Here is a 16,682-nt window from a genome sequence, read left to right on the forward strand (position 1 = left end):
ATTTCGATGCAGAACGTCACGCGGGCGCATTCCCTGCCCGCACCTTCGATCACCCGCTCCTCCGCCGCTGAACTCGTCGCAGCTGTACGCGTGGCTGCCGAGGACATCGGATTCGAAGCCGCCATCGCGGTCACAGATGCCGGCGGTCATCTGAAGGCTTTCGAACGCGCCGACGACGTACCGTTCCTCGCCGCTGAGGTCGCCGTCGACAAGGCATGGACGGCAGCCTCCTTCCGCAGCGCCACCCACGTATGGAATTCCTACGTAGCCGACCCGCAGGTCGCCCCTCTCGCGCATCACCCACGGCTCATGGCCGTCGGCGGCGGCTGTCCCGTCGTTGAACTCGGCGAGACCATCGGCGGTTTGGGCGTCTCCGGCGGCAGTGCCGAGCAGGATCAGCGGGCCGCAGAAGCCGGGCTGCGAATGCTGGGGTTCGAAGTCCCTGCCTGAGCCAGGTGCGCACCCGGTCGGCGTCGACGCCGGAGGAGCGGAGCTCGCCGGCGACCAAGGGCATCGAGTTGTGCGTCCAGGGACCGCCCGGCGGTGGAGGCGCGGCGTAGCCGAGGCGGCCGTGCTCGACGTGTCGTGTCGACCGAGCTGCCCCGGCCCGTGTGGCTGTGCAGCGTCGTCGCCGAGGACGAAGCCGGCGCCGGGGCTGCAGAGCCACAGCACGGCCTGGGCGATTTCGTCGGCGGTGCCGAGGCGGTTGATGGGCTGGTTGCCTTCGGCCTCGGCGCGGTCGAGCTCACCGTTGCCTACGAGGGCTTGGAGATGGCCGCCGAACCCGGCCTCACCCTCACCATCTACACCGCCGAACCCGGCTCCCCTTCCGAAGAAGGCCTACGCCTGCTCGCCTCCTGGGCCGCCACGCAGGAAACGGAGCCGTCGGCGGATTCCGTGCCGAGCAACTGACACTCGCAGGCTCGCCCGGGCGCAGCCCCTACCACTCGGCCAAGGAGCCGTCGGACTGGCGCCATACCGGGTTGCGCCACCGCTGGCCTGTCTCGGCAGCCCGGCGTACGGCGGCTTCGTCGATCTCGATGCCCAGGCCGGGGCCGGTCGGCCGGGTGATGTGGCTGTCGGTGAAGTCGAAGACGCTGGTGTCGACGAGGTAGTCCAGCAGGTCGTTGTCGGCGTTGTAGTGGATGCCGAGGCTCGTCTCCTGAATGAGGGCGTTGGGAGTGGCGAAGTCGATCTGCAGGGAGGCCGCGAAGGCGATCGGCCCGAGCGGGCAGTGCGGGGCGAGGGAGACACCGTACGCCTCGGCCATCGCCGCGATCCTGCGTACCTCCGAAATGCCGCCCGCGTGGGACAGGTCGGGCTGGGCGACAGCGATGCCGGAGCGCAGGACCTCGCGGAAGTCCCAACGCGAGTACAGCCGCTCGCCGGTGGCGATCGGGACGACGGTGGAGGCGCAGATGCGCTCGAAGTCGCCGGTCAGCTCGGGCACGATCGGCTCTTCGACGAAGAGCGGGTGCAGCGGCTCCAGCAGCCGGCAGGCCTCGCGGGCCAGGGCCGGGGAAACGCGTCCGTGGAAGTCGATGGCGATGTCCGCCTCGTCACCGATGGCCTCGCGCACCGCGGCGACGCGGCCCACCAGCATGTCCAGTTCGGCCTTGGACTCCAAGTGGCGAACCCGGCCGGTGCCGTTCATCTTGACCGCGTCGAAGCCCTGCTCCATACGCTCGCGGGCGTGCTCCGCCACCCGGTCCGGCTCGTCACCGGCGATCCAGGAGTACGTCCGCATGCGGTCGCGCACCGCGCCGCCCAGCAACTCGTGGACAGGCACGCCGAGGGCCTTGCCCTTGATGTCCCACAGCGCCTGGTCGATGCCGGCCACCGCACTGGACAGGATCGGGCCGCCGCGGTAGAAGCCACCCTTGGTGAGGACCTGCCAGTGGTCCTCGATCCGGTACGGGTCCTCGCCGATGAGGTAGTCCGAGAGCTCTTCGACGGCGGCCGCGACGGTGGCCGAACGGCCTTCGACCACCGGTTCGCCCCAGCCGGTGATCCCCTCGTCGGTACGGATGGCCAGGAACAGCCAGCGGGGTGCGACGGAGAACGTCTCCAGTGCGGTGATCTTCATCGGTGTGCCTTTCGGTTGATGTCCTCGATCAGCTCGGGGAGCCGCTCGAACTGGTCGGGATCGGCCAGCGCCGACCCCAGCGAGACGGCGGCGGCTCCGGCGTCGAGAAACTCCAGCGTGTTGTGCAGGCCCATGCCCCCGGTCGCCACGAAACGGGCCTCGGGGAACGGGCCGGCCATCGAGGTGATCCAGCCGGACCCGAGGTCGGCGGCGGGGAAGGCCTTCAGCCAGGTCAGGCCGAGGGCCTGGGCCTGCTGGATCTCGGTGGCGGTCGCCACGCCCGGCAGATGCGGCAGGCCCGCGTCGAGCGACGCCTCCGCGACCTCGCGGTCGAACCCCGGGGCGACGGTGAAGCGTGCCCCGGCCGCCACGGCTTGCTCCACGCGTTCGAGGGTGGTCACCGTGCCGGCGCCCACCACGGCGCCGCGCTCCTCTCCCGCTGCCACCGCCGCCCGCAGCGCAGCCACCGCGTCCTCGCTCTGGACGGGCACTTCGACGAGTTCGATGCCGACGTCCCAGGCCCGCCGGCTCACCTCCACGGTGCGTTGCGGGTCGAAGCCGCGCAGAATCGCCATGAGGGGGAGCGCGTCGAACGCCTCCTGGAACAGCCGGTCGTCTTCGGTCATGTGACGCGTCATCGTGGGGTCCGGTGTCATCGGGTCCAGCCAAGTGCTCGGGAGATGGTGTGGGCGGTGGCCCGGATCGTCGGCAGCAACTCTTGCAATCGGGCGAGGTCCACCTGCGCTTTGAGCGCCGTGACGGACAGGGCGGTGCGCACCGCGCCCGTGCCGTCCCGCACCGGGACGGCGACGCAGTTGATGAAGTGCTCGTACTCTCCGTCGTCCGCCGCCCAGCCGCGCTCGCGGATCTCGCTCAGCTGGGCCGCGAAGTCGTCGGCGGTCGTCACCGTCGCGTCGGTGAACCGCTCGTAGGAGTAGCCCTTCAAGGCCTGGGCGCGTTCCTCCGGAGACATATAGGCCAGGATCACCTTGCCGACGCCGGAGGTGTGCAGCACGACCGCCTTGCCGATCTGCGAGTACAGCCGTACTCCGCCCTGCGGGTCGACCTTGTCGACGTAGAAGACGCGGCCTTCCTCGACGGTGGCGATGTGCACGGTGAGGCGGAGCTTGCGGCCCAGTTCCAGCAGGTGCGGGTGGGCGATCGTACGCAGGTCGAACTGTTCCAGTGCGGACTGCGCCAGGCCGGCCAGCCGGTAGCCGACGGCGAACGAGCCGTCCTCCCGCTTGCGGGCGAGCCCGCCCTGGCACAGGTCCTGCAACAGGCGCAGCGCCGTGGTCCGATGAACGCCCAGGCTCGCGGCGACATCTGTCGGATGCTGCGGGCTTTCGCTGATCAACTCCAGGGCACGGATGGCGCGTTCCACGGTCTGGCTCATCGGGCGTCCTCCGCCGTACGCAGGGCGGAGACATCCGCGTGGTCCTCGATCGCGCCCAGGGCGAAAGCGGCCAGGCGGTGACCGAGCCGCAGTCGGTCGGCCGGCTCGGCGCCGCGCAGCCAGGCGGAGAGGTAGCCGGCCGCGAAGGCGTCCCCCGCGCCGACGGGCTCGACCACCTCGACCGGGTTCGCGGGGACGAAGACGGCCGGGCCCTCCCCTGGCGGGAAGTGCGTGGCACCGACGTCCGCGTCCTTCACCACGAGACGCGCCCCCGGCCCGACCAGCTCACGCACCTGCTCCGCGGTCTCGGCTCCCCAGACGTGCTGGGCCTCGTCGAGACCGACGAAGACGACGTCCGCCTGGCGTGCCAGGGCGAGGAGCGGACCGGCGGCCTGCTCCGTACTCCACAGCGCGGCGCGGTAGTTGACGTCGAACGAGCACAGCGTCCCGGCCGCACGCGCGCGAGCGAACAAGGCTGTCGACGTCGCGGCACAGCCGTCCGACAGGGCCGGTGTCACACCGGACAGATGCACCAGGCGCGCCGTGGACAGCGGGAGGCTGTCAAGGTAGGTGGGGGTCATCTTGGAGGCAGCAGAACCGGCCCGGTAGTAGTGCACCCGTGTGCCCTCCGGGCTCGGGTCCTTGAAATACACACCGGTCGGTGCCGATCCGTCCCGCTCGACGTGGCCGACATCGACGCCCGAGCGCGCGATCGCGGCCAGCACCTGATCCCCCAGCGGGTCGGCGCCCACTCGGCTCGCCCACGCGGTGCGGTGGCCGAGGTCGGTGAGGTACTGCGCGACCGTCGACTCGGCTCCGGCGACCCGGATGGCCGCCTCGCGTGCGGTGGCGAGCCGCTCGCCCGGCGCGGGGGCCACCAGGACCATCGACTCACCGAGGCACAGCACTTCGGGTTCTGACACTTTTCCTCACACCTCTGCGTACTCGATGTCGGCCGAGGTGCGGCCGTTGCCGTCGCCACCGTCCCTGAGTTCCTTGCGGCGCAGGACACGGGGCGCGGTCTCCGGCAGCAGCAGCACCGACACGGCGGTGACGATGCCCGACAGCGCCATGTATCCGGCGAGCAGCCATGGGCTTCCGCCGCCCGCGTGCACCAGCAGGGTGGCGATGAACGGCGCCGTGCCGGAGAACAGTACGGCGGTGGTTTCTCGGGCGAGGACCAGGCCGGTGTAGCGGACCTCGGTGGGCAGCAGCTCGGAGAAGAACGAACCCGCCGGGCCGAAGATCATCGAATTCAGCAGGACGGCGAACACGAGGATCACGGCCATCACGATGAGGGGCGTCGACTCCGTGCCCACCAGGAGCCAGAACGGTCCGGCGAACACGGCGACGGCCAGGCCGCCGGCGATGATCAGCGGGCGCCGGCCGATCCGGTCGCACAGCCAGCCGCAGAACGGTACGCCGAAGAGGGAGACGGCGGAGGCCACGGTGATGGCGATGACCGCCACGTTGTCCGGCAGTCCGAGCTGCTGGGTGGTGTATACGGGCAGGTAGCCCTGGATCGAGTACGAGGCGATCGCGGTGGCGCAGCCGGCACCGATCATGAGCAGGATCCGCCGTCCGTGCCGGCGGACCGCCTTCACCAGCGGGGCCTTCTCCGTCCTGCCCTCGGCCACGGCGTCCTTGAAGCTCTCGCTCTCCTCGGAGGTGTACCGCAGCACGATGCCGCCGATCACCACGAGCAACGAGGCCAGGTAGGGCAGCCGCCAGCCCCAGCTGAGGAACTGCTCCTGGGGCAGCGAGGAGACCACTGCCATGGATCCGGACGCGCACAACACGCCCAAGAACTCGCCGGCGCCGGGCAGCGACGCGTAGAAGCCGCGATTGCCGGGCTCGGCGCTCTCGGTGGTCCACACATAGGCGCCGCCGAGTTCGGCGCCGACGCCGAGTCCCTGCAGGATCCGGCAGACGACGAGCAGCGCCGGGGCCCACAGACCTATCTGTTCGTACGTCGGCAGCACGCCGATGGCCAGGGTGCCGAAGCCCATCATCAGCAGCGTCACCATCAGCACCGGTTTGCGTCCCCAACGGTCACCGAAGTGCGCCAGGATCAGCCCGCCGACGGGGCGCGCCGCGAAACCGACGGCGAAGGTGGCGAACGAGGCGAGAGTCGCGGCGAACTCGGACTCACCCGAGAAGTAGATCTTGTTGAACACCAGCGCCGCGGAGGTGCTGAACAGGAAGAAGTCGTACCACTCCAGAACAGAGCCGACCACGGCGGCCATGGCGTTGCGGCGCCGTGCTCTGCGCTGGAGATCCTGACCGGCCGTCTCGACCACAGGGCTGTCCGGCATGCGTGCTCCTTTGCACGGCAGGAGTCCTGCCAAGGCGTTTCGGCGAAGTTAACCTCCTGTTGAGCGGTGTGCACACCAGCTGTGCACATGTTGCACATCCCATCCGGATGCGAGAGGCACTCCCCGGGCGTCCGGTCCGAGCCGGCCGTACTCGCCGACGAGCACCCCCATCGCGTGCACGAACTTGCCCGCAGCGGCACCCGCCCCGTACGCATACGCGTGGAGCGGTGGCTCCCTTACGGCCGGCGGAAGGTATCGCTCGCTACGTCACTCAGCTGCGCTGTCGCGGGTTCGCTGGTAGTGCCGTCTGGCCTTCATCCTGTTGCCGCAGACGGCCATGGAGCACCATCGGGCCCTGTTGGTCTTGCTTCGGTCAAGGAGAAACAGACGGCACTCCGGGTTGGCACACGGACGCAGCCGGCCAGGCTTCGCCTCTTCGAGCGCGCTCCAGGCCAGGACCGCCTCTACGGCGAGTCGGCGCTCCGCCGGGGCGTCCAATTCCCAGGCCACTCCCCCGGTGGAGACGCGCGGCCGACAGACCACGCCCTTGAGGAGCGGGGCCAGTGACGTAGCCGGGTGACCGTCGCGCAGTACGGCCTGCAAAGCATCGCGCGCCTGCACCAGGTGCCAAAGCTCCTCGTCGCTACCGCTGCCACCGTGCGCCCGCTGCCAAACCCTGGCCGCTTCGGGATCCGCCAGTTCATCCTGGGCCGCCCCGTTGACCACCGGTGTGGTGTTGAGCAGCTCCAGCAGCGTGTCCGGCTGCTCCGGACCAACCACTGCCGTCACCTCCTAACCGGATTGGTTTGCGTGGAAGGTTACTGGACCCCAGGGCGAGCGACCGAAGTGCACAATCACGCCTAACCCATTATCCATCATTGACGGGTTAGGTCAGGAGTGCTGGACTGTGTGCGTAACCACTCACGCTCGCCAGAAGGGTTAGAGACATGCTTCCTGCCGTCCACCACCGCACCGCCACCGTCAACGGCCTCGAAGTCTTCTACCGGGAGGCGGGCGACCCGAAGGCGCCGGCGGTGGTCCTCCTCCACGGCTTCCCGACCAGCTCGCACATGTTCCGCAACCTGATCCCGGCGCTCGCCGACCGCTACCACGTGATCGCCCCCGACCACATCGGGTTCGGCCAGTCCGCGATGCCTGCTCTGCGGGACTTCCCGTACACCTTCGACGCCCTCGCCGAGGTCACCGCCGGACTGCTTCAGCACTTGGGCATCGACAGGTTCGCGACCTACGTACAGGACTACGGCGCCCCCATCGCCTGGCGGCTCGCGCTCCAGGCCCCGGAGCGGATCACCGCGATCATCACCCAGAACGGCAACGCCTACGAAGAGGGCTTCGTGAAGTCCTTCTGGGACGACCTCTTCGCCTACGCCGCGGCCCCCGGGCCGGACACCGAGGCCCCCATGCGCGCGGCCCTGACCGCTGAGGCCACCCGCTGGCAGTACGTGACCGGCGTCGCCGACCCGAGCCTGGTCAGCCCCGACAACTGGGTGCACGACCAGACCCTGCTGGACCGGCCCGGCAACGACGAGATCCAGCTCAAGCTCTTCCGCGACTACCCGACCAACGTGGGCCTCTACCCGGCCGTCCACCAGTACTTCCGCGACTCCCAGGTCCCGCTGCTGGCGGTATGGGGAGCAGGTGACGAGATCTTCGGCCCTGACGGCGCCACGGCGTTCCGCCAGGACCTGCCGAATGCCGAGATCCATCTGCTCGAATCCGGGCACTTCGCCCTGGAAAGCCACCTCGAAACCATCGCCGGGCACATCCGCGACTTCCTCGCCCGCACACTGGCCTGACGCGCAGACATACCGGGACGGCCGCGGCGATCGAGGTCCGCGAAGCCGATCGAGGTTCGCGATGCCGGCGGCCGCACCGAGCCGTTTCCTCTCGCACCCCGGGCATCCCGCGCATCCCGGCCGCGTCACACCCCGGTTCGTGGGTACGTGCTCAACTCCGAGCACGGGTGTGCTCTCAACTTCGAGCAAAGGAAGCGTCCTTGTCACCCAAGACCATGTCCACGACCGTGTCCACGACCATGTCCGCCGTGCTCCTGACCGGCCACGGCGGGATCGACAAGCTGGACTACCGCACCGACGTCCCCGTCCCGTCCCCCCAGCCGGGCGAAGTGCTCATCGAGGTGGGCGCCGCCGGGATCAACAACACCGACATCAACACCCGCATCGGCTGGTACTCGAAGAAGGTGACGTCCGAGACCGAGTCCGGCGGCGCCGAGGGCTTCGACACCGTCGCCGACGGCGACCAGGCCACCTGGTCCGGCACCGCCCTCACCTTCCCGCGCATCCAGGGCGCCGACGTCTGCGGCCGGGTCGTCGCCGTCGGGGAGGGGGTGTCCCCGCAGCGCATCGGCGAGCGCGTCCTGGTGCGCACCATGCTCCGCGGCCCGGTCGACTTCGCGCCCTACGCCTGCTGGACGTACGGCAGTGAGTGTGACGGCGGCTTCGCCCAGTACGCCACAGCGCCGGCCGCCGACACCTACGCGGTCGAGAGCGACTGGAGCGACGCCGAGCTGGCGGCCGTCCCGTGCGCGTACTCCACGGCCGAGAACATGCTGCACCGGGCCGGTGTCGGCGCCGAGCACGTACTGATCACGGGCGCCTCGGGCGGCGTGGGTCTCGCCGCGGTGCAGCTCGCGAAGCGGCGCGGGGCGTCCGTCACCGCCGTCTGCTCGGCCGCCAAGGCCGCCGACGTGCTGGCCCAGGGCGCCGACCGGACCCTCGACCGCGGCGCCGATCTCGTCGCCGAGCTGGGCACGGGCTCCGTCGATGTCGTCGTCGACCTGGTGGTCGGGCCGCAGTGGCCGTCCCTCCTGGACGTGCTGCGCACCGGCGGCCGGTACGCCGTAGCCGGGGCCATCGGCGGTCCGGTCAGCGAGATCGACCTGCGGACCGTCTACCTCAAGGACCTCACTCTGTTCGGCTGCACGTTCCAGCCCGACGCCGTCTTCGAGAACCTCGTCTCCTACATCGAGCGGGACGAGATCCGCCCCGTCGTCTCCGCCACCTTTCCCCTCGCCGAGATCGCCGCGGCGCAGGAGGAGTTCCTGAGCAAGAAGCACACCGGAAAGCTCGTTCTCGTACCGCCGACCGCCGGGCGCCGGGCATGACCACTGATCTTCCGGTCTTACGACGTCCGCGACCGTGACGTTGGGTCCTTGGAGCCGGTTCTTGGGGAGGAACGCGGGCTCGACCTCGGCGTACGGCTCGATGAACCGGTCGAGGCGGAACGGCAGGTTCTGGAAGTGGAAGTCGCCGGCGAGCAGGTGCCGGTATCGGGGCGGGTGTCGGTGATCTGCTGGATCGCCTGGCGGGCCCGGCGGACCGACAGTACCGCTCCCTCCCCCACTCCCACCCACCCCTTGCTTCACCTATCGAAATTCGATAGATTCCCATCGCAATTCGATGGGAGGATGGGCCGTGGGGAAACTGACAGTGGGTGCGTTGCGTGCGGTGCTCGCGGTGGTGCTCGCCGGCACCGTGTTCGTGCAGGCGGGAATGGTGTGGGCGTTGGTCGGCGGGAGCGACCCGGAGGACGGGTCGCTCCCGCTGACCCCGCTGCGCCTGATCACGATCCTGGGCATGGTGTCGGTCCAGTTCGCCATCGTCTGCGTATGGCGGCTGGTGACGATGGTGCGGCGCGGAACCGTGTTCTCCCACGCCGCCTTCCGATACGTGGACGGGATCATCGGCGCGATCGTGGCGGCGGCCCTCATGTGGTTCGCGGTCACAGCCCTCAACGCACCGGGCCAGCGGGACGACCCGGGCGTCACCGTCATCATGGGCGGAGTCGGCGTGGCCATCCTGGGCGTCGCGCTCATCGTGCTCGTGCTGCGGATGCTGCTCGCCCAGGCCGTCGCGCGCGACGTCGAGGCGTCGCAGATGCAGGCCGAGTTGGACGAGGTGATCTGATGCCGATCACCGTGGACATCGACGTGATGCTGGCCAGGCGGAAGATGTCCGTGGGCGAGCTCGCCGACCGCGTGGGCATCACACCCGCCAACCTGGCGGTGCTCAAGAACGGCCGCGCCAAGGCGGTGCGCTTCGCGACGCTCGCCGCGCTCTGCGAAGTGCTCAAGTGCCAGCCGGGTGACCTGCTGCGCTGGGAGGCCGAGGACACCGCGGGCGGATGAACCTGCCGCTCCCACCCGGTGCGGCGTGAAGCGGCGGTGGGGGCGCCGCAAGGGCACAACAGCCGGCCTGCGCGGTCCTGTTGCACGTCCCCCGTCCGCGGGGAAACGACTCCCACGCACCGTCTCCGTACCGGCACGTCCACCGGCACCGGCGCCTTTCTTCTCGGGCACGCCGGACGGGTCGTACGTACCAGGGCCGTTCGGCCGGCGCCCAGGACCACGTCGACGTCGCCAACCGCCTCTCCGGCCGAGACCTCACGCCGTACATCAAGAGCTGGCTCTACGAGAAGATCACGCCGCCGATGCCGGGCCACCCGGACTGGAAGCCGGGCAAGGCCGGTGAGCCCTCGGTCGTCACTCCTCGGTCGTCACTCCGATGCCGTCTCCCTTCTTCGCCTCGCCGACCCGCACACTGCTCGCCTGCGGTGTGCGGCATGCGGTACCGCACGGATCACAGCCCCTGTCCGAGCGAGTGAGGGCCACTCTCGACCGCGCCCGCTCCCCCGCAACGCCGGTGCCGGTCGTGGTGGGGGCGACCCCCTTCGACCTGGCGGCACCCTGCGCCCTCGTCGTACCGCTGCGCTTCACCGGTCGCCCACCCCGGCCTCCGACCCGCTGATCGGGCAGTCCGGCCGCTCCCCGGTCCACGGAAGGTGCCGGCTGCGTCCGCACCCCGCGCCGCACGAGTACGCCGCCCTCGTCAGCGCGGCAGTCGGGCGCCTGCGTTCCGGCGAACTCGACAAGGTGGTCCTGGCCCGTGTCCTCGATGTGGTCGGCGTGCAGGAGATCCGCCTGCCCGGCGTACTGCGCCGGCTGGCGGGCTGTATGACCCGGCGAAGCCGACGGAGGGCACGTCGTGCAGTTCGACAACCCGCAGCCAGGGCCGCGGCGGTGGGGCGATGCGGTCCGGCATTGGCATGGACCTGATGACCGGGTGCGGCTAAGCTCGGACCGACCCTATGAGAGCGCTCTCAAGCAGCGGTTGTTCCACCCCTCCTTGTGGAAACGACGAAGGGCAACTCCCGTGAGACGCAGCAGACTCAAGCACGTCGGCGTGGCCACCCTCCTCATGCTCGGCAGTTGGGCCGCTTCCAGCGCCCTGCCGGCCTCGGCAGCCGACTACTCCCCCACCGCCGCCAAGGCACCCAACGCCGCCGAAGCCCCCGCCTCCGCCGGCCTGCTTCAGGCAATGGAGCAGGCCTTCGGTCTCACCCGGGCCCAGGCCGAGGACCGGATCGCGGCGGAACGCCGGGCAACCGGCATCGCGAGCGAGGCGCGGCGGGCCGCCGGGGACGCGTTCGGCGGCTCGTGGTTCGATGCCGGCCCCGACCGGCTGACCGTGGCTGTCACCTCGGACGCGACACCCGCCACTGTTCGGGCCGTCCGCTCCACCGGCGCCCAAGTACGCACCGTCGAGCACAGCGCACGGGAGCTGGACGCCACCAAGTCACGCCTGGACCGCTTCGACGCGCCCGCCGGCGTCAGCGGCTGGCACGTCGATCCGGCCGCCAACACGGTGGTGGTGGACGTGGTGCGCGGCAAGCGCGCCGACAACGATGTCCGACGCTTCGTGAACCGAGCCCGCGCGGCAGGCCCGGTCTCGGTGCGGACGGTGGCGTCCGCGCCGCGCACCTTCGCGGCCGGCACGGTCGGCGGCGACCCGTACTACACCGGCAACGTCCGCTGCTCCATCGGCTTCTCGGTACAGGGCGGATTCGTCACCGCCGGCCACTGCGGTCGGGCCGGTGCGGCCGTCAGCGGATGGGACCGCTCCCCCATCGGCACGTTCCAGGGCTCGTCGTTCCCGGACAACGACTACGCCTGGGTCAGTGTGGGCAACGGCTGGTGGACGGTGCCGGTGGTCCTCGGCTGGGGCACGGTCTCCGACCAGCTCGTACGCGGTTCGGCAGAGGCCCCGGTCGGCGCCTCCATCTGCCGTTCCGGCTCCACGAGCCACTGGCACTGCGGCACCGTGCTGGCCAAGAACGAGACGGTGAACTACAGCGAAGGCGCCGTGCACCAGATGACGAAGACGAGCGTCTGCGCCGAACCCGGCGACTCCGGCGGTTCGTTCATCAGCGGCGACCAGGCGCAGGGCGTCACCTCCGGCGGCTGGGGCAACTGCACCAGCGGTGGGGAGACCTGGTTCCAGCCGGTCAACGAGATCCTCAACCGTTACGGACTGACTCTGCACACGTCCTGATGTCGCAGGGGACGACCGAGCGCCGGGTGGCACCCGCGACGATGGCGCAGGTCGTTCCATCCGCGACGCCAGGGGGACGTGGCTGACACGCCTCGCACGGCCGATTCGAGCGGATCCATGCGGTACGTGCATTAGTGTGCCGTGACCGCTTCGGCAGTACCGAGGAGGAAGGCAGCGGGGCGAGCACGCCCGGAGACAGCCATGGACCTGCAGTTTCTCCGCCCTCTCCACGAGGGGGACAGCGCTGTCGCGTCGGTGCGCCTGGACACCACGCGTGCGGATCCGCAGCCGTACGCCTCCCGCCGATGCGCTGCACGGACGGCGTCGCCGCAGCTGCGCCACTGAACGACACCTCACCGGAAGGTCCATCGGATGGTCCAGCCCGTCGTCGTCGGCATCGACGGCACCGCCGAGAGTTTGGCCGCCGCTGACTGGGCGGCGGAGGAGGCGCTCCGCCGCGATCTGCCGCTCACCCTGGTGCACGCCTGGGACCCCCAGCGGCTGGCGAACGCCACACTCGCGATGGCGCCGGATGCGCAGCAGACCGTCGCCGCTCGCCTGGTACGGGACACTGAGGAGCGGGTGGGCGCACGACATCCGAACGTGCGGGTCACGGGCGAGCTCGTGACGGGCCCGGAGGTCGCCGGGCTGGCCGAGCGGAGCGAGAGCGCGGCATTGCTGGTGCTGGGCTCGCGCGCGCTCGGCCCCGTGCTGGGGTTCCTGGTGGGTTCGCTCGGCCTCAAGGTGCTGAGGCGGACCCGCTGTCCGGTGGTGCTGGTCCGCGGCCGTGACCAGGAGGGCGGGACGGCCGGCGGCGACATCGTCGTCGGGGTGCAGGACGCGGGCGAGGCGGCGGCTCCGGTGCTGTCGTTCGCCTTCGAGGCGGCCGCGGCCCGTGGCGTGGCGGTACGCGCGGTACGGGCCTGGAGCCTACCCACCGTCTTCACCTTCCGGCCCTCGACGATGCGGCGCGCCGACGAGCACGGTGGCCTGGAGGCGCTGGAGCGGCAGACGTTGGAGGACACGCTCGCGCCGTGGCGGGAGCGGTATCCGCGGGTGCCCGTGGTGCCGGTGCTGGACTTCGGCAGTGCGTCGGAGGTCCTGCTCTCCGCCGCCTCCGACGCGCAACTGGTGGTCGTCGGCAGCCGCGGCCGGCCGGGCGGCGGCCGTCACATCGGTGCGGTCGGCCACGCCGTACTGCACTTCGCCGAGGTCCCGGTCGCCTTGGTCACCGACAACGTTTGAGGGTCCCGGTCGCCTTGGACACAGACAACACCTGACGGTCCCCAGCCGCCTCGGTCACCGACAACACCTGACGGTCCCCAGCCGCCTCGGTCACCGACAACATCTGACGGTCCCGGCCGGCTCGGTGGCGGACGCCCGATGGCTATCGGTGCCTGCGGGCTCCGGTGCCTGCGGGCTCCGGCCCCTCCCGGGCCGGCAGTCTTGACCGCCTTTCGCCACGCTCTCTACGGTCGGGCCGGAAGACCGGGCCGGTTCGTATCGCCGGCCGGTGCCGTTCCGACCAGCGGGAACACCATGCCCTCTCCGACCGACCCGTCCGCCGCCGCACACGGACAGGACGCCTTCCACCCCGACCTGCCGGACCACGATCACGACCACGACGGCGGGCAGCTCCCGCTGCGCGCCCGGCTGCATCACGTGCGCGCCGACGCGTTGGACGGTGACACCGCGCAGACGGGCGGGATGCGGCGGTTCGCCGCGATCAGCGGGGGCACTGTCGGGTCGGAGCGCATCTGGATGGGGCAGACCCACGTCGCCCCGTCCACCGCCTCCTCCAACCACCACCACGGCGCTTCCGAGACGGCGATCCACGTGGTCAAGGGGCACCCGGAGTTCGTCTTCCTCGACGACTCCGCCGGTACCCCGGAGGAGGTCCGCATCCGCACCTCACCGGGCGACTACATCTTCGTACCGCCCTACGTGCCGCACCGCGAGGAGAACCCCAGTCCGGACGACGAGGCGGTGGTCGTGATCGCACGCAGCACGCAGGAGGCGATCGTCGTCAACCTTCCCGAGCTGTACGTCCTCGGTGGTGCGGACGCGCCGGAGCCGCCCGCCGCGGACTGACCCCGCCGCGGGCTGACCCCGACGAGGACTGACCCCGCGGCGGGCGCACCGTGTTGGGCTCTCAGTCCTCGTCGTCGCCTTCGTCCTCGTCGTCGAAGACCTCGTCGATGACCTCGGCGGCGACGAAGCCACCCACGACGCCGACCGCCGCACCCGCGGCGACGCCCGCCACGACGGCTCCCGTGCTCGGACCGGAACGGTGACCGCCCTCGTGGTGGTGGCTGTCGTGGTGGTGGTTGTCGTGATGGTGAGCGTCGAAGTGGGGGGCGGCGTGGCCGTCGTGGGGTGCGTACGGGGCGGCGTACCCGGTGGTGTGTGCGCCGTGGCTGTCCACGAGCTGCCGTACCCAGGCGTCCACCTGCGCGTTCCAGTCGACGTGCGCGACGCCGTCGTGGCCGACGGTGAAGCGGTTGACCACGTCGTGGCCGCCGGTGAACATACCGCCGCGCTTGTCGGCCTCCAGGACGACCTCCAGCCCGGCCGGCGAGGCGAGGAAGGTCACCTCGATCTCGTTGACGGCGTGCGCGTACTGCGGGGGCGGGGTGAGCTCGATCTCCTGGTAGAAGGGCAGCGTCTGGCCCGTACCGTGGATGTGCCCGAGCTCCAGGTCGGCGGAGGTGAAGCCGTAGCCGAGCTGCCCGAGTGCTTCGAGGATCGCCTCCTGGGCGGGCAGTGGCTCGACCCGCAGCGGGTCCAGGTCGCCCTTGTCCTTGGCGCCCGTCACGGCCAGTTCGGTGCGTACGCCGAGGACGATGCCGAGCGGCTGCCCGTACAGCTCGGTGATCGGCGTCTCCCAGGGGAGCCGGACCGTGAACGGGACGCTGCGGCGCTCGCCCTCCGCGAGGCGGAAGCCGCCGCCGACCGTGAACCGGTCGAAGACGAGGGCGCCTTCGCGCTCCCCGTCGTCGTGCTCGGCCTCGACACGGGCGACGAGTTCGAGGGTGATGTGCTCGATGTCGAAGGCGGCGCTGCCGCCTTCGAGGTGCACCTGTCCGGACAGGCTGCCACCGGGCCGGACGGCGCCGCCGTCCAGGACCGTGTCCACCGAGGGGGCTCCCACGCCGATCGCGCCGAGCAGCCGTTTGAACACCATCGCGGCGTTCTCCTTCAATTGTTCAGTTGGTTGAGCAAGGGAGGGTTCGTTGGTTGAGCAGGGGGAGGATTCATTGGTCGAGCGGGGCGGTGGAGTGGCGGCCCCGCCGCGGGGCGCCGCTGTGGGACCGCCACTGTGGGGCCGCCACCGTGCCGGCGTGGGCCGCCTACTTGGCGGTGGCGTCCAGCGTGGCCAGGGCCGACGCCCAGTGGAAGTACTTCAGGCCGGCGAGATCGGACACGGTCTTGATGCCGAACGCCTCCTCCAGCAGTGCGCCCTGGCGGTCCGAGACCCCCTTGAGCGCCGACGCCGGCGCGGCCAGCACCTCCGCGAGGTCCTTCTCCGCCCACGCCTTGTCGAGCACCTTGGTGAGGTCGATCGAAGCCATGTCTCTCCTCCGTGTTGGTCGTCTGTTCAGCTGCGGGCGGCGGTCAGCCGCGCGCCTTGATGCGGTCCAGGGCAGCCACACCGACGCCGGCCAGGACGATCTGGATGATCCATTCGATCCAGTCGACGCCCTTGGTGTCCGCGACGCCGAAGGCGGCCGCGATGCCCGTACCGATGAACGCGGCGACGATGCCCACCGCGATCGTCCACAGGACGCCGATGCGCTGGCGTCCCGGCACGACGAGCCGGCCGAGGACACCGATGACGATGCCGATCACGATCGCGCTGATGATGCCTGAGATTTCCATGCCGGTCTTCCGTGGTTGCTCGTGCCTGCCGCGGAAGGCGGCAGGGCGTCACGCCACAGGCTACGAGATAGTTCTACAGCTCTGTAGAAAGATTCGCGACGGCGATCATTATCGGCCACCCCGGAAGGGCGGCGGCACCCGCGTCGCGCGGGACGGCAGCCCCTAGACTGTGGGGCGCAAAACCGTGCCGACGGCGCGGACCGGGCAGGACGGGAGAGCGATCGTGGCGGCAGGTGCCGGGGACTTCGACGATCCGTCCGCCGAGGTGTTCGCCGAGTCGGCCGCCGTCTTCGGGCTGCTGGCCTCGCCTGCGCGACTGCACATCGTCTGGGCCCTGGCGCAGGGCGAGAGCGATGTGTCGGGGCTCGCGGAGCGGGTGGGCGGCGCACTGCCCGCGGTGAGCCAGCATCTGGCGAAACTGAAGCTGGCCGGGTTCGTACGGTCGCGGCGGGAGGGCCGGCGGCAGGTGTACTTCGTCGACGACCCCGACATGGTGACCGCGGTGCGGCTCATCGTGGGACAGCTCTCGGACCGTACCGCACAGACCCCCGCCCGGCGCCGTCGTGACCTGGGCGCCTGAGACCGACGGGGCTCCCGGCGCACCGTCTGCCGGCGGAGGGGTGCGGACGGCGGAG

At 70.5% G+C, this 16,682-nt stretch carries 18 protein-coding genes and 2 pseudogenes; 10 read left to right on the forward strand and 10 right to left on the reverse strand.

The window, feature by feature from the left end:
* Window positions 1–6 precede the first annotated feature (6 nt).
* On the forward strand, window positions 7–450 hold the full coding sequence (locus tag IF20_RS03465) for a GlcG/HbpS family heme-binding protein (protein WP_052863362.1): 444 nt from the start codon (window positions 7–9) through the stop codon (window positions 448–450).
* Between the two features lie 180 nt (window positions 451–630).
* On the opposite strand, the pseudogene IF20_RS39790 reads toward IF20_RS03465, so the two are convergent.
* Window positions 631–756: pseudogene (locus IF20_RS39790) on the reverse strand (SDR family oxidoreductase); the annotation flags it as partial.
* Between IF20_RS39790 and IF20_RS37325 the strand changes: the two are divergent.
* Window positions 745–912: pseudogene (locus IF20_RS37325) on the forward strand (transcriptional regulator); the annotation flags it as partial. The pseudogenes IF20_RS39790 and IF20_RS37325 sit on opposite strands and share 12 nt — an antisense overlap.
* Window positions 913–940: 28 nt before the next feature.
* Here the strand turns inward: IF20_RS37325 and dgoD are convergent.
* From dgoD to IF20_RS03500, 6 genes are all read right to left on the reverse strand, one after another.
* Entirely contained in the window at window positions 941–2,086 is a 1,146-nt protein-coding gene (gene dgoD / locus IF20_RS03475) for a galactonate dehydratase (protein WP_052863364.1), read from the reverse strand.
* Window positions 2,083–2,712, reverse strand: a complete 630-nt coding sequence (locus tag IF20_RS03480) for a bifunctional 4-hydroxy-2-oxoglutarate aldolase/2-dehydro-3-deoxy-phosphogluconate aldolase (RefSeq protein WP_052863365.1) — start codon at window positions 2,710–2,712, stop codon at window positions 2,083–2,085. The genes dgoD and IF20_RS03480 overlap by 4 nt, the downstream gene beginning before the upstream one ends.
* Before the next feature lie 26 nt (window positions 2,713–2,738).
* Window positions 2,739–3,482, reverse strand: a complete 744-nt coding sequence (locus IF20_RS03485; RefSeq protein ID WP_052863366.1) for an IclR family transcriptional regulator — start codon at window positions 3,480–3,482, stop codon at window positions 2,739–2,741.
* Window positions 3,479–4,405 (reverse strand): sugar kinase, encoded by a 927-nt coding sequence (locus IF20_RS03490; protein ID WP_234426466.1) that lies wholly within the window; start codon window positions 4,403–4,405, stop codon window positions 3,479–3,481. The genes IF20_RS03485 and IF20_RS03490 overlap by 4 nt, the downstream gene beginning before the upstream one ends.
* Window positions 4,406–4,411: 6 nt before the next feature.
* On the reverse strand, window positions 4,412–5,797 hold the full coding sequence (locus tag IF20_RS03495) for an MFS transporter (RefSeq protein WP_052863367.1): 1,386 nt from the start codon (window positions 5,795–5,797) through the stop codon (window positions 4,412–4,414).
* Window positions 5,798–6,064: 267 nt separating this feature from the next.
* On the reverse strand, window positions 6,065–6,586 hold the full coding sequence (locus tag IF20_RS03500) for a CGNR zinc finger domain-containing protein (RefSeq protein ID WP_407702434.1): 522 nt from the start codon (window positions 6,584–6,586) through the stop codon (window positions 6,065–6,067).
* A gap of 158 nt (window positions 6,587–6,744) precedes the next feature.
* On the opposite strand from IF20_RS03500, the gene IF20_RS03505 reads away from it, so the two are divergent.
* The 7 genes from IF20_RS03505 to IF20_RS03535 all read left to right on the forward strand — a co-directional run bounded on the left by IF20_RS03505 (window position 6,745) and on the right by IF20_RS03535 (window position 14,259).
* The gene (locus tag IF20_RS03505; RefSeq protein ID WP_052863369.1) at window positions 6,745–7,614 is read left to right on the forward strand and encodes an alpha/beta fold hydrolase; all 870 of its coding nucleotides are present in this window, start codon (window positions 6,745–6,747) and stop codon (window positions 7,612–7,614) included.
* A 200-nt stretch (window positions 7,615–7,814) separates the two neighbouring features.
* Entirely contained in the window at window positions 7,815–8,942 is a 1,128-nt protein-coding gene (locus IF20_RS03510; RefSeq protein WP_234426467.1) for an alcohol dehydrogenase family protein, read from the forward strand.
* Window positions 8,943–9,252: 310 nt separating this feature from the next.
* Entirely contained in the window at window positions 9,253–9,744 is a 492-nt protein-coding gene (locus IF20_RS03515; protein ID WP_052863370.1) for a DUF2975 domain-containing protein, read from the forward strand.
* On the forward strand, window positions 9,744–9,965 hold the full coding sequence (locus IF20_RS03520; protein WP_052863371.1) for a helix-turn-helix domain-containing protein: 222 nt from the start codon (window positions 9,744–9,746) through the stop codon (window positions 9,963–9,965). The genes IF20_RS03515 and IF20_RS03520 overlap by 1 nt, the downstream gene beginning before the upstream one ends.
* Before the next feature lie 1,024 nt (window positions 9,966–10,989).
* The gene (locus IF20_RS03525) at window positions 10,990–12,168 is read left to right on the forward strand and encodes a S1 family peptidase (RefSeq protein ID WP_052863372.1); all 1,179 of its coding nucleotides are present in this window, start codon (window positions 10,990–10,992) and stop codon (window positions 12,166–12,168) included.
* A gap of 372 nt (window positions 12,169–12,540) precedes the next feature.
* Window positions 12,541–13,413, forward strand: coding sequence for a universal stress protein (locus IF20_RS03530; protein WP_052863373.1), 873 nt, complete (start codon window positions 12,541–12,543; stop codon window positions 13,411–13,413).
* A gap of 294 nt (window positions 13,414–13,707) precedes the next feature.
* Window positions 13,708–14,259, forward strand: a complete 552-nt coding sequence (locus tag IF20_RS03535; RefSeq protein ID WP_052863374.1) for a cupin domain-containing protein — start codon at window positions 13,708–13,710, stop codon at window positions 14,257–14,259.
* A gap of 61 nt (window positions 14,260–14,320) precedes the next feature.
* Here IF20_RS03535 and IF20_RS03540 read toward each other — a convergent pair whose 3' ends face one another.
* The 3 genes from IF20_RS03540 to IF20_RS03550 form a co-directional block, all read right to left on the reverse strand.
* Window positions 14,321–15,352 carry a sporulation protein gene (locus tag IF20_RS03540; RefSeq protein WP_052863375.1) on the reverse strand — a complete coding sequence of 344 codons (1,032 nt, stop codon included), beginning with the start codon at window positions 15,350–15,352 and terminating at the stop codon, window positions 14,321–14,323.
* Window positions 15,353–15,518: 166 nt separating this feature from the next.
* Window positions 15,519–15,740, reverse strand: a complete 222-nt coding sequence (locus IF20_RS03545) for a hypothetical protein (RefSeq protein ID WP_052863376.1) — start codon at window positions 15,738–15,740, stop codon at window positions 15,519–15,521.
* A gap of 43 nt (window positions 15,741–15,783) precedes the next feature.
* A complete protein-coding gene (locus IF20_RS03550) occupies window positions 15,784–16,047 on the reverse strand; it encodes a GlsB/YeaQ/YmgE family stress response membrane protein (protein ID WP_052863377.1) in 264 nt (87 codons plus the stop codon).
* Window positions 16,048–16,270: 223 nt separating this feature from the next.
* On the opposite strand from IF20_RS03550, the gene IF20_RS03555 reads away from it, so the two are divergent.
* Complete coding sequence (locus tag IF20_RS03555) at window positions 16,271–16,627, forward strand: ArsR/SmtB family transcription factor (protein WP_407702435.1); 357 nt, start codon at window positions 16,271–16,273, stop codon at window positions 16,625–16,627.
* Window positions 16,628–16,682: the final 55 nt, after the last annotated feature.

This window comes from Streptomyces niger (assembly GCF_000718305.1).
GTDB lineage: Bacteria > Actinomycetota > Actinomycetes > Streptomycetales > Streptomycetaceae > Streptomyces > Streptomyces niger.

What these genes read in the sequence shown, in the direction of transcription:
- IF20_RS03465 (WP_052863362.1), top strand. Translation starts at nt 7, where the DNA reads ATGCAGAACGTCACGCGGGCGCATTCCCTGCCCGCACCTTCGATCACC.
- dgoD (WP_052863364.1), bottom strand. Translation starts at nt 2,086, where the DNA reads ATGAAGATCACCGCACTGGAGACGTTCTCCGTCGCACCCCGCTGGCTG.
- IF20_RS03480 (WP_052863365.1), bottom strand. Translation starts at nt 2,712, where the DNA reads ATGACCGAAGACGACCGGCTGTTCCAGGAGGCGTTCGACGCGCTCCCC.
- IF20_RS03485 (WP_052863366.1), bottom strand. Translation starts at nt 3,482, where the DNA reads ATGAGCCAGACCGTGGAACGCGCCATCCGTGCCCTGGAGTTGATCAGC.
- IF20_RS03495 (WP_052863367.1), bottom strand. Translation starts at nt 5,797, where the DNA reads ATGCCGGACAGCCCTGTGGTCGAGACGGCCGGTCAGGATCTCCAGCGC.
- IF20_RS03505 (WP_052863369.1), top strand. Translation starts at nt 6,745, where the DNA reads ATGCTTCCTGCCGTCCACCACCGCACCGCCACCGTCAACGGCCTCGAA.
- IF20_RS03520 (WP_052863371.1), top strand. Translation starts at nt 9,744, where the DNA reads ATGCCGATCACCGTGGACATCGACGTGATGCTGGCCAGGCGGAAGATG.
- IF20_RS03530 (WP_052863373.1), top strand. Translation starts at nt 12,541, where the DNA reads ATGGTCCAGCCCGTCGTCGTCGGCATCGACGGCACCGCCGAGAGTTTG.
- IF20_RS03535 (WP_052863374.1), top strand. Translation starts at nt 13,708, where the DNA reads ATGCCCTCTCCGACCGACCCGTCCGCCGCCGCACACGGACAGGACGCC.
- IF20_RS03540 (WP_052863375.1), bottom strand. Translation starts at nt 15,352, where the DNA reads ATGGTGTTCAAACGGCTGCTCGGCGCGATCGGCGTGGGAGCCCCCTCG.
- IF20_RS03545 (WP_052863376.1), bottom strand. Translation starts at nt 15,740, where the DNA reads ATGGCTTCGATCGACCTCACCAAGGTGCTCGACAAGGCGTGGGCGGAG.
- IF20_RS03550 (WP_052863377.1), bottom strand. Translation starts at nt 16,047, where the DNA reads ATGGAAATCTCAGGCATCATCAGCGCGATCGTGATCGGCATCGTCATC.